This is a genomic window from Streptomyces sp. NPDC048002, assembly GCF_040653275.1.
GTDB lineage: Bacteria > Actinomycetota > Actinomycetes > Streptomycetales > Streptomycetaceae > Streptomyces.
Window position 1 is genome coordinate 116,582 of record NZ_JBEZNL010000014.1, and the last position, 13,229, is coordinate 129,810.

Consider the following 13,229-nt stretch of genomic DNA (forward strand, 5'->3'; position numbering starts at 1 on the left):
CGACCCCGGGCTAGCCGCCCAGCTCCGGTGTGTACGTGCCGAAGCTCCAGATGTTGCCCTCGGCGTCCCGGGCCATGTAGTCCCGCGAGCCGTAGTCCTGGTCCGTCGGGGGCATCAGGATCTCCACGCCGTGCTCCACCGCGCGCCGGTGGTGGTCGTCCACGTCGTCCACGACCACGTACACCCCCACCGGTCCCGCGCCCTTCATCGCGGTGTCGAACACCCCGCCGCGGCCCTTGGAGCCCACCATGATCGCGCCGTTGCCCTGGGTCAGCTCGGCGTGGAAGACCGCGCCGTCCTCACCCTCGTAGACCGTCAGCTCGGTGAAGCCGAGGCCCTCGGTGAGCTGCTTGAGCGCCGCGCGCGCGTCCGCGTACAGCACCGTCGGATAGATGCTCGGACGCCCGCTGTCCGTGCCTGCCATGGAGACCACTCCCTCGCGACCGACTGTCCGGGATGACCGTTCCCGCCAGTGTGGCAGCGCCCGCCGGCGCCGACGGCTACCGGAAGGTGTCGCAGCGCGCCATGTCCCCGCTCTCGTACCCCCGCAGGAACCACTCCTGGCGCTGCGCCGCCGACCCGTGCGTCCAGGTCTCCGGGGTCACCCGGCCCTGGAACCGCTCCTGGATGCGGTCGTCGCCGACGGCCGCCGCCGCGCTCAGACCGTCCCGGATGTCGGCGTCGGTGAGGCTGGTGATCAGCGGCCGGCCGGTCGACTCGTCCTTCGTCGTGGTCGCGTGGTGCGCCCACACCCCGGCGTAGCAGTCGGCCTGGAGCTCCACCCGCACCGCGTCGCTGCCGGCCCCCGTCCGGCCGTCCCGCGACCGGCCCAGCGTGCCCGTCAGGTCCTGTACGTGGTGCCCGTACTCGTGCGCCACGACGTACGCCGCGGCGAAGGGGCCCCCGTCGGCGCCGAACTTCGTGCGCAGCTCGTCGAAGAAGCCGAGGTCGAGGTAGACCTTCCGGTCGCCGGGACAGTAGAAGGGCCCCACCGCGCTGGTCGCCGACCCGCACGCGGTACCGACCCGCCCGCCGAAGAACACCGTGGGGGAGCGGCTGTAGGTGCCGCCGCGCCGGGCGAACTCCTCGTCCCAGTAGTCCTGCACGCTGTTGACCACGGCGACCACCCGGCAGTCGTCCCGGGCGTTCGCGTCCCGCCCCGTCCGGCACTCCTGCTGGACCTGCGCCAGCGACGACGCCGTGGCCGCGGGCTGCTCCGAGCCGTCGGTCAGGCCCAGCTGGTCGGGGCCGACCCCGAGGAGGAGCGCCAGGACCAGGGCGATCAGTCCGGCCAGCCCGCCGCCCACGGTGGCCCGCCCGCCGGGGATCCGGCTGCCGCGCACGTCCTGCACCTCGGAGGTGTCCAGCCTCGCGTCGTCGTCGAACTGCATCGGCCCGCGCCCTCCGCCGGTGTCGTCCCCCGCGGCCATCCTCACCGGCACCCCGCGCCGGACGCCGGACGAGGCGGCCGAACGGGGGACGACGGGCCGGGGGAGGGCCGCGGCCCAGGTGGGACGCGGTGCGGGACGGAGCCGGAAAAGCGCTTGCACAGCCCCGTTAGAATGGCTCCATGGCCATTCTCCTCGCGCATTAGACGGCGGGAACGTCCTCAGCCGCCCATCCCGCCAACGACCCCGCCCTGGAGTCTGTCCGTGATTTCCGCCACCGGCATCGAGCTGCGCGCCGGCGCCCGCGTCCTCATCGAGTCCGCCACCTTCCGCGTCGCCAAGGGCGACCGCATCGGCCTGGTCGGCCGCAACGGCGCCGGCAAGACCACCCTCACCAAGTGCCTCGCCGGGGAGGGCATCCCCGCCGGCGGCGCCATCACGCGCTCCGGCGAGGTCGGCTACCTCCCGCAGGACCCGCGCACCGGCGACCTCGACGTGCTCGCCCGTGACCGCGTCCTCTCCGCGCGCGGCCTGGACGTCCTGATCCGCAAGATGCGCGAGAACGAGCAGCGCATCGCCACCGGCACGGGCGCCACCCGCGACAAGGCGATGCGCCAGTACGAGCGCCAGGAGACCGAGTTCCTCACCAAGGGCGGCTACTCCGCCGAGGCCGAGGCCGCCACCATCGCCGCCGCGCTCAACCTGCCCGACCGGGTGCTCGGCCAGCCGCTGCACACCCTCTCCGGTGGTCAGCGCCGCCGTATCGAGCTGGCCCGGATCCTGTTCTCGGACGCCGACACCCTGCTGCTCGACGAGCCGACGAACCACCTCGACGCCGACTCCATCGTCTGGCTGCGCGACTACCTCAAGACCTACCGCGGCGGCTTCATCGTCATCTCCCACGACGTCGACCTGGTCGAGACGGTCGTGAACAAGGTGTTCTACCTGGACGCCAACCGCGCCCAGATCGACGTCTACAACATGGGCTGGAAGCTCTACCAGCAGCAGCGCGAGGCCGACGAGAAGCGCCGCAAGCGCGAGCGGCAGAACGCCGAGAAGAAGGCGGCGGCCCTCAACGCCCAGGCCGACAAGATGCGCGCCAAGGCCACCAAGACGGTCGCCGCGCAGAACATGGCCCGGCGCGCCGAGCGTCTGCTCTCCGGCCTGGACGAGGTCCGCCAGTCCGACAAGGTCGCCAAGCTCCGCTTCCCCGAGCCCGCGCCCTGCGGCAGGACCCCGCTGACCGCCGAGGGACTGTCGAAGTCCTACGGCTCGCTGGAGATCTTCACCGATGTCGACCTGGCTATCGACAAGGGCTCCCGCGTCGTCATCCTCGGCCTCAACGGCGCCGGCAAGACGACCCTGCTGAGGCTGCTGGCCGGGGTCGAGCAGCCGGACACCGGTTCCGTGGTCCCGGGCCACGGCCTGAAGGCCGGCTACTACGCCCAGGAGCACGAGACCCTGGACGCCGACCGCACGGTCCTGGAGAACATGCGCTCGGCCGCGCCCGACATGGACCTCGTCGAGGTCCGCAAGGTGCTGGGCTCGTTCCTGTTCTCCGGCGACGACGTCGACAAGCCCGCCGGGGTCCTCTCCGGCGGCGAGAAGACCCGGCTCGCCCTTGCGACCCTCGTGGTCAGCTCGGCGAACGTGCTGCTCCTGGACGAGCCGACCAACAACCTCGACCCGGCGAGCCGCGAGGAGATCCTCGGCGCGCTGCGCACCTACAAGGGCGCGGTCGTCCTGGTCACCCACGACGAGGGCGCCGTGGAGGCGCTCCAGCCCGAGCGGATCATCCTGCTGCCGGACGGCGTCGAGGACCTCTGGGGCTCCGACTACGCGGATCTTGTCGCCCTGGCTTGATCGAATGGTTGATCCACGGCGTATGGATCATTCGGCCGATCGGTGATCCATCATCTGTGTGAGATCTCCTCGTACCGAGGTGTGTCCTACATCCATTTCACGGCCGAGCCCTTTGTCGACAAGGGCTCGGCCGTGGTGCATCCCTGACCAGGAAGTTCGCGGAACGACCCGTTCGGCGGTACGGATTCGCCACCCCGGAATCATCGCTTCCCCTTGTGTGGACCTGCTCCTGTCGTCAAATCCGTGTCTCACGGACCTTGCCGAATGGGTGGCCATCAGGCCCGGGAGGGGTGATCATGAGGAGACCAGAGCGCACTTCCCATGAGGAGGCACGGGTGGCCGAGACTCTGAAGAAGGGCAGCCGGGTAACCGGCGCCGCGCGCGACAAGCTCGCGGCAGACCTGAAGAAGAAGTACGACTCCGGTGCGAGCATCCGGGCGCTGGCCGAGGAGACCGGCCGCTCGTATGGCTTCGTGCACCGGATGCTGAGTGAGTCGGGCGTCACGCTGCGTGGGCGTGGCGGGGCGACCCGCGGCAAGAAGGCCGCGGGCTGATCACGGGCGGCCCATCGGCTCCGACGGTGGCCATCCGGTCGTTCTCCTCCTGGGTCCCGCAGGGACCCGGGGGGACTCCAGACCGGCCGGTTGGTTACTGTGCAGTCACTTAGCTGACCGCACCCCTCGGAGGCACCGCATGGCTTCGCTCGACCCTGCTCTCGACAAGGACGGCGTACGACTCACCGTCGACGACGCGGTCGCCACGGTGACGCTGACCAACCCGGCCAAGCGCAACGCGCAGAGCCCCGCTCTGTGGCGCGCGCTGGCCGAGGCCGGTCGGCTGCTGCCCGGATCCGTCCGGGTCGTCGTGCTCCGGGCCGAGGGCAAGTCCTTCTCGGCCGGGCTCGACCGGCAGGCGTTCACGCCGGAGGGCTTCGACGGCGAGCCGTCGTTCATCGACCTGGCCCGCGGGGACGACGCCCAGCTCGACGCGACCATCGCCGAGTACCAGGAGGCGTTCACCTGGTGGCGGCGCAGCGACATCGTGTCGATCGCCGCCGTGCAGGGCCATGCCATCGGGGCGGGCTTCCAGCTCGCACTCGCCTGTGACCTGCGCGTCGTCGCGGACGACGTCCAGTTCGCCATGCGCGAGACGAGCCTCGGCCTGGTCCCGGACCTGACCGGCACCCACCCCCTGGTGGGCCTCGTCGGCTACGCCCGTGCGCTGGAGATCTGCGCAACCGGGCGCTTCGTCACGGCCGAGGAGTCCGTCGGTACGGGCCTCGCCAACGTCGCCGTGCCCGTGGACCAGCTCGACGACGCGGTGCGCGACCTCGCCGCGGCGCTGCTGGCCGCTCCCCGGGACGCGGTCATCGAGACCAAGGCGCTGCTGCGCGGCGCGACCGACCGCACCTACGAGGACCAGCGCGTCGCCGAGCGAGCCGCCCAGGCCCGCCGCCTGCGCGACCTCGCGGGCGTCGGCGACTGACCGGCCGGCCTCACCCGCCGGCGGTGACCGGGCCCGCCACCGCCGCCGGTTGCCCCACGAGCCGGGCCCGCACCGCCCGCACCGGCGGCCCGACGCCGTGCCCCGGTGGCCGACCGCAGCCACCGCCGCTGACGTGCGGGCCTCGCGGTGTCCGGCGTCCGGCCCGGAGCCCCCACCAGACCTCGTGGGTCGCGGTCGTGGGCGGGCGGGACTCGGCATGTCGGGCGCTCGGCGCTCGGCCGCGGCGACACGGCCTCGCGGGCCGCGGCCCGTGGTCCCGGACGTGGGCGGGCGGGACTCGGAGCGTCAGACGGTCCCGGGACGACCTCGGGACCGTCCGTGGGCAGGCCACCACCGGACGGATCGGCGAGGGCTCAGCCGACCGCCGTGACCAGGACCGCCACCGTGGGGTGGTCCGGGAGCGTCGCGGCCACCGCCGTGCGGACCGTGCGGGCCACCTCCGCGGGGTGGTGGTCCGCACCCACCGCGACCTCCAGGCGGACGTGCCGGGCCGTCAGGGCCGGGTCGGTGCCCGGCCGGTCCTCGATGTGCACCGGCCGGCCGAGTCCGCCCAGCCTGCCGGTCAGCGCGGCCACGCCCGGGACGGCGAGCGCGGCCCGTGCCGCCCGCGCGGCGTCGCCCTCCGTGGGCTCCGCGACCGCCGACGGCGCCCGGAGCGGCGGGGGAGCGGACGGAGAAGCCGGCTCGTCGAGCAGGGCCGTCACCCGCAGATCCACCTCCGTGACCGTCAGCCCGATGTCCGAGGCCGCGGACCCGGCGAGCGCCGACCGCAGCGCGGCCACCACCGCGGGCAGCGGCTCGGACGCCGTCGCCTCCAGGTCCGCCGTGATCCGCAGCGGCCCCGGCGGCAGCGCGCTCGGCGGCGGCGGTACGACCGGCTCGGCCGCCCCCGCCGGGTCGGCGAGCGCCAGCCGCAGCGCGCCCAGTCGCACCCCCGGCACCCGCTCGCGCGCCGCGCGCCGCAGTACCGCCGCGGCGGCCTCCTCCGCGATCCACGCTCCGTCCCGCGGCCCGCCGAGCGGCAGCAGCCTGCCGAGCCCCAGTTGCCGCCGTACCGCCCGCGCCCATCCGTCCGCCGTCATTACCCCAGCCTGCCGCATCCCCGGGGCGGGATGGCGCAACCGCACTTACGGTGGTCGGAGAACGACGAACCGAAAGGGACGTACGGGATGAGTGACACCACCGAGCGCAGGCGGACGCCGGACTCCGATCCGGCCGAGCAGGAGCAGGTCGTCCAGACCCGCAAGCCCACCCGGCGGGGTGGCGGTGACCCCTCCACCAGAGGGCGGACCACCATCGCCGACGGCGTCGTGGAGAAGATCGCGGGCCTCGCCGCGCGCGACGTGGTCGGCGTGCACGCGATGGGCAGCGGGATCAGCCGCACCTTCGGCGCCGTCCGCGACCGGGTGCCCGGCGGCGGCTCGAAGTCCGTCACCCGCGGGGTGAAGGCCGAGGTGGGCGAGGTGCAGACCGCGCTCGACCTGGAGATCGTCGTCGACTACGGCGTCGCCATCTCCGAGGTGGCCCGGGCCGTGCGGGAGAACGTGGTCTCCGCCGTGGAGCGGATGACCGGCCTGGAGGTCGTCGAGGTCAACATCGCGGTGAGCGACGTGAAGCTGCCCGAGGAGGAGGAAGAGGAGCTGGAGCCCCGGATCCAGTGACCGTCCATCGCACCGCTGAGGGGAGCGCACGTTGAACATGGCCGTGATCGGCATGATCGCCGGCATGGCGCTGGGTTTCGCCGGGTACTTCGGCGGCTTCGGCGCCTTCCTGCTGGTGGCCGCGCTGGGCGCCATCGGCTTCGTCGTGGGCCGGTTCCTGGAGGGGGACCTGGAGCTCGGCGACTTCTTCCGTACCCGTGACGACCGCCGCGACCGGCGGTGACCTGAGTGACCGTCGAGTCCGGCCAGGTCCGAAGCGGCCCGGCGGCCGTGCCACCCGCCGAGCGCGGCTCCACCCGGATCGCCGACCGGGTGGTCGCGAAGATCGCCTCCCAGGCGGCCCGGGAGGCGCTCGGCCCGCTCCCGGGCGACGCCGCACCCCCGCACGCGGGTGTAGTGGTCCACCCCCACGCTCAACAGAGTTCGAACGGGGGGACCCCCTTCGGCATCGCCCGGGTCCGCGTCCACCTCGAACTCGACTACCCCACCGACATCGGCGCCCGCTGCGCCGCGGTGCGTCGCAGGGTCGTCGAGCGGGTAGGCGCGTTGGTGGGCATGGAGGTGTCGGAGGTCGCCGTCCAGGTGGAGCGGCTGCACTCGGCGCACGGCACGGTACAGGGGAGGACGCGATGAGCGAGCCCCAGGGCTACGAGGGCTCCGAGAGCTCCGAGGACGGCACACGGCCACTGCCCGTGGTCGAGCGGGCCACCGGCACCGCGACCCTCGACCAGTCCGCCTCGGCGGCCGAGTACGACGCGCCGCCCGTCCTCCAAGGGGACGACAGGGCCGGCCGCTTCTGGTCGGCGCGTCGCGTCCCGGCGGCGATCGTCGCCGTACTCCTGCTGGCCCTGGCCGGTCTGTTCCTGTACGACGTGGTCGCCGTGCGCGCCGACCACGCCGCCCTGGCATGGCGCGGCGAACTGGCCGACCAGCTCGCCGAACGCCCCCTCGACGACACCTGGGTGCTGGTCGGAGCGGGCGTCGCCGCGGCCCTCGGACTGTGGCTGATCGTGCTGGCCGCCACCCCGGGCCTGCGCTCCCTGCTGACGATGCGCCGCCCCCACCCCGAGGTGCGGGCCGCGCTCGACCGGGAGGCCGCCGCGCTGGTGCTGCGGGACCGGGCCATGGAGATCGCCGGTGTGCAGTCGGTCCGGGTGCGGACCGGCCGCAGGCACGCGGACGTGCGGGCCGTCTCCCACTTCCGCGACCTGGACGACGTACGAGCCGATCTCGACGCGGCGCTCGCCGACGCGATCCGGGGGCTCGGCCTGTCCCGGCCGCCCGCGCTCGCGGTGCACGTGCGCCGTCCGGGAAAGAAGGGGTGAGCGGAGTGCTCAGGACCGTCAACCGGGTGCTGCTCGCCGTCCTCGGCGTCGTGCTCGTCGTCCTCGGCGGCTCGGTCCTCGCGGTCGGTCTCGGCCTGGACCCGCCGTCCTGGTGGATCCACCACGGCAAGGACGACGTCCTGCTCGGCGATGCCGAGCGGACCCGCTGGCGGGACGAGGGCTGGTGGTGGCCGGCCGTCATCGCGGTCCTCGCCGTCCTGGTCCTGCTGGCCCTGTGGTGGCTGACCGCGGTCCTCCGCCGACGCCGGCTCACCGAGGTGCTGGTCGACACCGGCGACGGCCGGGGCGCGCTGCTGCGGGGCCGCGCCCTGGAGGCCGTACTCAACGACGAGGCGGCCTCGATGGACGGGGTCCACCGCGCCCACACCCGCCTCAAGGGCCGCCGGAACGCGCCCGAGGCCGACGTACGGCTCCTGCTGGAACCGCACGTGGACCCGGGCACCGCCCTCGCGGACCTCACCACCGGCGCCCTCGCCCACGCCCGCGACTCGGCCGGCCTGGCCGCCCTGCCGACGGAGGCCGTGCTGAGGGCGGCCAAGCACCGCGCGGAGCGGGTGAACTGAGCACCGGCCCCGGCGCTCAGAACCCGTGCCGGCTCAGAACCCGTGCCGGCTGCCCCCGTCGACGGGCAGCATGACTCCGGTCAGATAGGAGGCGGCCGGGGAGAGCAGGAAGGCGCCCGCGCGGCCGAACTCCTCGGGGGCCCCGTACCGCCGCAGCGGGATCCGCGACTCGCTCGCGGCCCGGGTGGCCTCCGGGTCCGCGGACAGCGCGTCCAGCTCTCGTACCCGGTCGGTGTCGATGCGGCCGGGCAGCAGTCCCACGACCCGGATGCCGCGTGGTCCCAGCTCGTCCGCCAGGGACTTGGCGAACCCGGCGAGCCCCGGCCGCAGCCCGTTGGAGATGGTCAGCCCCGGGATCGGCTCGTAGACCGAACCGGACAGCACGAACCCGATGACACCGCCGTTCTCCAGCTCCGCCGCCGCCGTGCGGGCGAGCCGGACCGCGCCGAGGAACACCGACTCGAACGCCGCCTGCCACTGTTCGTCGGTGTTGTCGGCGACGAAGCCCGGCGCCGGGCCGCCGACGCTGATCAGCACACCGTCGAAGCGGCCGAAATGCTCCCGCGCGGCCTCGACCAGCCGGGCGGGCGTCTCCGGGTCGGCGTTGGCGGCGGCGACCCCCACCGCGTTCGGGCCCAGCGCGGCCGCGGCCTCGGCGACGGTCTTCCCCTCCCGCCCCGAGACGATGACTCTGGCGCCGTCGGCGACGAGTTCACGCGCGGTGGCGTTGCCCAGCCCGCGGGTGGCTCCCGTGACGACGTAGACGCGGTCCTTCAGTCCAAGATCCATGGCCCCTATCCTGCATCGTCCGGCCCGAACAGGGCGAGGGCGGAGTTCACCAGGCCGATGTGGCTGAACGCCTGGGGGAAGTTCCCGAGCTGCCGGCCCGTTCGGACGTCGTACTCCTCGGAGAGCAGGCCGACGTCGTTGCAGAGGCCGACGAGCCGCTCGAACAGCTCCCGGGCCTCCTTGGTGCGACCCGTCAGGTGCAGGGCGTCGACGAGCCAGAACGAGCAGACCAGGAAGGTGCCCTCACCGCCCGGCAGCCCGTCCACGGGCGACTCCTCCGCGCTGTAGCGGTGCAGGTAGCCGTCGTGCTCCAGCTCGGCGCGGACCGCGTCGACGGTGCCGATCACCCTCGGGTCGTCCGGTGGTAGGAAGCCCATGTGCGGGATCAGCAGCAGGGAGGCGTCCAGCTCCCGTGAGCCGTAGTACTGGGTGAAGGTGTTCCGCTCGGGGTCGTACCCCTTCTCGCAGACCTCCCGGTGCACCTCGTCGCGCATCGCGCGCCAGGCGTCGAGGTCGCCGTCCAGGGTCGGGTCGTCCTCCAGCGTGCGCACCGCGCGGTCCGCGGCCACCCAGGCCATCACCTTGGAGTGCACGAACTGCTTGCGGCCCCCGCGCACCTCCCACAGCCCTTCGTCGGGCTGGCGCCACGCCGTGGTGAGGAAGTCCATCAGCGCGACCTGGAGCGCCCACATCTGCGGCTCGGAGGGCAGGCCCGAGCTCCGGGCCAGTGCCAGGGAGTCCATCACCTCGCCGTAGACGTCCAGCTGGAGCTGATTCACGGCGGCGTTGCCGATCCGTACCGGCCGGGAGTCGGCGTAGCCGGAGAGCCACGGCAACTCGGTCTCGGGCAGGCGCCGTTCGCCCGCCACGCCGTACATGATCTGGAGGTCGGCGGGGTCGCCCGCGACGGCGCGCAGCAGCCAGTTGCGCCAGGACTCGGCCTCCTCCAGGTATCCGGCGGAGAGCAGGGCGCCCAGGGTGAGGGTGGAGTCGCGCAGCCAGCAGTAGCGGTAGTCCCAGTTGCGGACGCCGCCGGGCTCCTCGGGGAGCGAGGTGGTGGCCGCGGCGACGATGCCCCCGGTGGGGGAGTAGGTGAGCGCCTTGAGGGTGATCAGGGAGCGGATCACGGTGTCCCGGTGCGGGCCGTCGTAGCGGCAGCGGGACGCCCAGGCCTGCCAGTCGGTGACGCTGGCGGCGAGGGACTCGTAGGGGTCGAGGAGCGGTGGGCGGGGCTCGTGCGAGGGGTGCCAGGTGAGGACGAACGCCACCGACTCGCCCTCGGCGACGGTGAACTCCGAGTGCGTCGAGTGGTCCTCGCCCCAGGTGCGCACCTCGGGCTCGCTGCGCAGCCACACCGAGTCGGGCCCCGCGACCGCGACCCGGTGGCCGTCGGCACGCCTTATCCACGGGATGATCGAGCCGTAGTCGAAGCGCAGCCGGAGCGTGCTGCGGACGGTGACGGTGCCGCGCACGCCCTCGACGATCCGGACGATGTCGGGCGCCTTGTCCCGTTGCGGCATCAGGTCGGTGACCCGGATCGCCCCTTCGTCCGTCTCCCACTCGGTGTCGAGCACCAGCGTGTCGGGCCGGTAGGCGCGGCGGGCGCACCGCTCGGCGCCCACGGGGGCGATGCGCCAGTGGCCGTTGTCCTCGTCACCGAGCAGCCGTGCGAAGCAGGCGCCGGAGTCGAACCGGGGCAGGCAGAGCCAGTCGACGGAGCCGTCGGTGCCGATGAGGGCGACGGTCTGTTCGTCGCCGATGAGCGCGTAGTCCTCGATGGGGGGATGCACGGGGTGCGGGTTCCCGGCGAACGGGGCCTGCAATCCGGCCGAAGTGGCAATCCGGCCGTACGGCTCACACGGTGGCGGGTTCGGCCTCCGCCGTGGCCGCTTCGGCCTCCCGCGCCAGCCGGTCGCGCCGTTCGCGCCGGACCAGGACGACCCAGCCGACGGGGACGCCCGCGGCGAACAGCCACCACTGGATCGCGTACGCGTAGTTGAGTGCCGCGTCCTCGTCGCCGGGCTCGCCGAGCTGCTGCGGGGTGTCGCCCTCGGGGTCGGGCGCGGTCAGTACGAGGTAGCCGCCGAGCACCTCGGCGTCCAGCCGCCGCGCCTCCTGGGCGCTGTCGATCAGCATGATCTGCCGGTCCGGCAGGCCCTGGAGGTTCTTGATGCCGCTCGCCTCGGTCGTCTCGTCCGGCATCAGCCGACCGGTGACGGTCAGCTCGCCGGCGGGCGGGGCGGGGATCTCGGGGAACGCCGTCTGGCTGGTCCGGTCGGCCGGGATCCAGCCGCGGTTGACCAGCAGCACCTTGCCGTCGTTGAGCACGAACGGGGTCAGCACGTGGTAGCCGATCTCGTCGTCACCGTTGGTGCGGCGCCGGACGACGACCTCGTCCTCGGTGTCGAAGCGCCCCTTCGCGGTGACCGTGCGGTAGCGCTCCGCGGAGGTGACGGTGTGCCCGGGGGAGGTCAGCCGCTCCACCGGCACCGGGTCGGCGGAGAGCGCGTCGGAGACCAGCTGGTTGCGGGCCGTGCGCTCGTCGTAGCGGTGCATCTGCCAGATGCCCAGCCTGATCATCGTGGGGATGAGGAGGAGGGCGACCAGCGTGAGGATCACCCACTGCCGGGACAACAGGAAGCGGTACACCCCACGACCGTACAACTCGGTCGTGGGGTGCGTTCGGGCGGGTACCGGGTCACACCTTGTCGACGATGCCCACCTTTCCCTCCGCGCGGGCGCAGTGGGCCCCGCAGTACCAGTGGCCCTCGGCCTCCACGCCCTGTCCGATGATCTGGACCCGGCAGTGCTCGCAGACCGGGGCCATGCGGTGGATCGCACAGGCAAAGCAGTCGAAGACGTGCACGGCGCCCTGCGCGCGCACTTCGAAGCTCATTCCGTAGTCATTGCCACAAACTTCGCATCTCGCCATGCGCCACAGGGTGAGCCGTCCGCGCGGCGCGGGCGAGCGGACGGCGGGCGAGTCGCGTCGTTATCACCCGTCCGTACGGTTATCGCTCCGCGGCCGGTTCCACGTCCCGCAGGAGTTGGCCGAACGCCGCCTCGTCCACCACCGGGGTGCCGTACTGCCGGGCCTTGACCACCTTGGAGGTGCCGGAGTCCGGGTCGTTGGTGACGAGCAGGCTGGTCAGCCGGGAGATGCTGGTGGCCACGTGCAGTCCGGCCTCGGTCGCCCGGTCCTCCAGGAGGTCCCGCTCCACGGACGTGTCGCCCGAGAACGCGATCCGCATGCCCTGTTTGAGTCTTTTGCCCTCTTCGTAGCGGCCCGGGTTGGGATGCGGGCATGCGGGCCTCTTGCGGGAGGGGCGCCAACTCGTGGGCCGGTAGCCGCCGTACCCGCCCTGCTGCCTCGGCACGGCCCGGTCCGTCCACTCGGTGAGCGGACGGCACTCGTGCAGCGGGAGCCGTACGCCGCCCTCGGCCGCGGCCCGCAGGCTCGGCCGGAACGCCTCCGCCAGCACCCGGGCGTCGTCCAGGGCGTGGTGCGCGCGCTGCTGGACCACGCCGAAGTGCGCGGCCAGCGACTCCAGCTTGTGGTTGGGCAGCGGCAGGCCCAGCTCCTTGGAGAGCGCGATGGTGCACAGCCGCTGGCGCACCGGCGCCTCGGACCGGGCGCGCGCGTACTCCCGGGAGATCATCTGCCAGTCGAAGACGGCGTTGTGCGCGACGAGCACCCGGTCCGCGAGGCGCGCGGAGAACTCCTCGGCGATGTCCGGGAAGAGGGGGGCGCCTTCGAGTGCCTCGCTCGTCAGGCCGTGGATCCACACCGGGCCCGGATCGCGCTCGGGGTTGACCAGCGTGTACCAGTGGTCCTCGACCTCACCGCGCGCGTCCAGCCGGTAGACGGCCGCCGAGATGATCCGGTCGTCCCGGGCCAGTCCGGTGGTCTCCACGTCAACGACCGCGTATCCCTGCGGATACGCGGCCGGCCACGGTGTGGGGGACGCTGCGGTCGTACGGTCTTCGAGCATGGTCACTGAGGATACGGGCCGCGACTGACAGCGTGGTCCCATGGCCCCGGCTCGTACCCCGTCAGGGGACCGCCCGCGCCCGTCCGTTCGAGTGCCGGCCGGGGGATCGGGCCAAGTCCCT

The 13,229-nt window shown here is 73.1% G+C and carries 16 protein-coding genes; 8 read left to right on the forward strand and 8 right to left on the reverse strand.

Annotated features, from left to right (window positions below; all coding sequences use genetic code 11):
- Positions 1-10: 10 nt before the first annotated feature.
- Together AB0E07_RS19490 and AB0E07_RS19495 are read right to left on the reverse strand one after the other, a co-directional pair.
- Positions 11-424, reverse strand: a complete 414-nt coding sequence (locus AB0E07_RS19490; protein WP_362253154.1) for a VOC family protein — start codon at positions 422-424, stop codon at positions 11-13.
- Positions 425-500: 76 nt separating this feature from the next.
- Positions 501-1,391, reverse strand: a complete 891-nt coding sequence (locus AB0E07_RS19495; protein WP_362253157.1) for a neutral zinc metallopeptidase — start codon at positions 1,389-1,391, stop codon at positions 501-503.
- Positions 1,392-1,652: 261 nt separating this feature from the next.
- Between AB0E07_RS19495 and AB0E07_RS19500 the strand changes: the two genes are divergently transcribed.
- The 3 genes from AB0E07_RS19500 (at position 1,653) to AB0E07_RS19510 (ending at position 4,736) form a co-directional block, all read left to right on the forward strand.
- Positions 1,653-3,251 (forward strand): ABC-F family ATP-binding cassette domain-containing protein, encoded by a 1,599-nt coding sequence (locus tag AB0E07_RS19500; RefSeq protein ID WP_362253160.1) that lies wholly within the window; start codon positions 1,653-1,655, stop codon positions 3,249-3,251.
- Between the two features lie 335 nt (positions 3,252-3,586).
- Positions 3,587-3,805, forward strand: coding sequence for a helix-turn-helix domain-containing protein (locus tag AB0E07_RS19505; protein ID WP_019758351.1), 219 nt, complete (start codon positions 3,587-3,589; stop codon positions 3,803-3,805).
- A 139-nt stretch (positions 3,806-3,944) separates the two neighbouring features.
- Positions 3,945-4,736: an enoyl-CoA hydratase/isomerase family protein gene (locus tag AB0E07_RS19510; RefSeq protein WP_362253165.1), complete on the forward strand. Its 792-nt coding sequence runs from the start codon at positions 3,945-3,947 to the stop codon at positions 4,734-4,736.
- Positions 4,737-5,110: 374 nt separating this feature from the next.
- On the opposite strand, the gene AB0E07_RS19515 is transcribed toward AB0E07_RS19510, so the two are convergent.
- Positions 5,111-5,839, reverse strand: a complete 729-nt coding sequence (locus AB0E07_RS19515; protein ID WP_362253168.1) for a nucleopolyhedrovirus P10 family protein — start codon at positions 5,837-5,839, stop codon at positions 5,111-5,113.
- Between the two features lie 87 nt (positions 5,840-5,926).
- Here AB0E07_RS19515 and AB0E07_RS19520 point away from each other — a divergent pair, with 87 nt between their 5' ends.
- The 5 genes from AB0E07_RS19520 to amaP are packed head-to-tail and all read left to right on the forward strand — an operon-like array spanning position 5,927 to position 8,327.
- Positions 5,927-6,418, forward strand: a complete 492-nt coding sequence (locus tag AB0E07_RS19520; RefSeq protein ID WP_362253171.1) for an Asp23/Gls24 family envelope stress response protein — start codon at positions 5,927-5,929, stop codon at positions 6,416-6,418.
- 31 nt (positions 6,419-6,449) lie between these two features.
- Positions 6,450-6,641, forward strand: a complete 192-nt coding sequence (locus AB0E07_RS19525; RefSeq protein ID WP_362253174.1) for a hypothetical protein — start codon at positions 6,450-6,452, stop codon at positions 6,639-6,641.
- A gap of 5 nt (positions 6,642-6,646) precedes the next feature.
- Positions 6,647-7,051, forward strand: a complete 405-nt coding sequence (locus AB0E07_RS19530) for an Asp23/Gls24 family envelope stress response protein (protein ID WP_362253177.1) — start codon at positions 6,647-6,649, stop codon at positions 7,049-7,051.
- Positions 7,048-7,743 carry a DUF6286 domain-containing protein gene (locus tag AB0E07_RS19535; protein ID WP_362253180.1) on the forward strand — a complete coding sequence of 232 codons (696 nt, stop codon included), beginning with the start codon at positions 7,048-7,050 and terminating at the stop codon, positions 7,741-7,743. The genes AB0E07_RS19530 and AB0E07_RS19535 overlap by 4 nt, the downstream gene beginning before the upstream one ends.
- Complete coding sequence (gene amaP / locus AB0E07_RS19540) at positions 7,740-8,327, forward strand: alkaline shock response membrane anchor protein AmaP (protein WP_362253183.1); 588 nt, start codon at positions 7,740-7,742, stop codon at positions 8,325-8,327. The genes AB0E07_RS19535 and amaP overlap by 4 nt, the downstream gene beginning before the upstream one ends.
- 33 nt (positions 8,328-8,360) lie before the next feature.
- On the opposite strand, the gene AB0E07_RS19545 is transcribed toward amaP, so the two are convergent.
- From AB0E07_RS19545 to AB0E07_RS19565, 5 genes are all read right to left on the reverse strand, one after another.
- Positions 8,361-9,116, reverse strand: a complete 756-nt coding sequence (locus AB0E07_RS19545) for an SDR family oxidoreductase (protein ID WP_362253185.1) — start codon at positions 9,114-9,116, stop codon at positions 8,361-8,363.
- A 5-nt stretch (positions 9,117-9,121) separates the two neighbouring features.
- Positions 9,122-10,906 carry a glycoside hydrolase family 15 protein gene (locus AB0E07_RS19550; protein WP_362253188.1) on the reverse strand — a complete coding sequence of 595 codons (1,785 nt, stop codon included), beginning with the start codon at positions 10,904-10,906 and terminating at the stop codon, positions 9,122-9,124.
- A gap of 64 nt (positions 10,907-10,970) precedes the next feature.
- A complete protein-coding gene (locus AB0E07_RS19555; protein WP_362253191.1) occupies positions 10,971-11,765 on the reverse strand; it encodes an SURF1 family protein in 795 nt (264 codons plus the stop codon).
- 49 nt (positions 11,766-11,814) lie between these two features.
- Positions 11,815-12,048, reverse strand: coding sequence for a hypothetical protein (locus AB0E07_RS19560; protein ID WP_362253193.1), 234 nt, complete (start codon positions 12,046-12,048; stop codon positions 11,815-11,817).
- A gap of 79 nt (positions 12,049-12,127) precedes the next feature.
- On the reverse strand, positions 12,128-13,108 hold the full coding sequence (locus AB0E07_RS19565) for a DEDDh family exonuclease (protein ID WP_362253196.1): 981 nt from the start codon (positions 13,106-13,108) through the stop codon (positions 12,128-12,130).
- Between the last annotated feature and the right edge of the window lie 121 nt (positions 13,109-13,229).

Coding starts and splice junctions, on each gene's coding strand:
- AB0E07_RS19545 (WP_362253185.1), bottom strand. CDS start 9,116: ATGGATCTTGGACTGAAGGACCGCGTCTACGTCGTCACGGGAGCCACC.
- AB0E07_RS19565 (WP_362253196.1), bottom strand. CDS start 13,108: ATGCTCGAAGACCGTACGACCGCAGCGTCCCCCACACCGTGGCCGGCC.
- AB0E07_RS19560 (WP_362253193.1), bottom strand. CDS start 12,048: ATGGCGAGATGCGAAGTTTGTGGCAATGACTACGGAATGAGCTTCGAA.
- AB0E07_RS19490 (WP_362253154.1), bottom strand. CDS start 424: ATGGCAGGCACGGACAGCGGGCGTCCGAGCATCTATCCGACGGTGCTG.
- AB0E07_RS19495 (WP_362253157.1), bottom strand. CDS start 1,391: ATGCAGTTCGACGACGACGCGAGGCTGGACACCTCCGAGGTGCAGGAC.
- AB0E07_RS19535 (WP_362253180.1), top strand. CDS start 7,048: ATGAGCGAGCCCCAGGGCTACGAGGGCTCCGAGAGCTCCGAGGACGGC.
- AB0E07_RS19520 (WP_362253171.1), top strand. CDS start 5,927: ATGAGTGACACCACCGAGCGCAGGCGGACGCCGGACTCCGATCCGGCC.
- AB0E07_RS19515 (WP_362253168.1), bottom strand. CDS start 5,839: ATGACGGCGGACGGATGGGCGCGGGCGGTACGGCGGCAACTGGGGCTC.
- AB0E07_RS19510 (WP_362253165.1), top strand. CDS start 3,945: ATGGCTTCGCTCGACCCTGCTCTCGACAAGGACGGCGTACGACTCACC.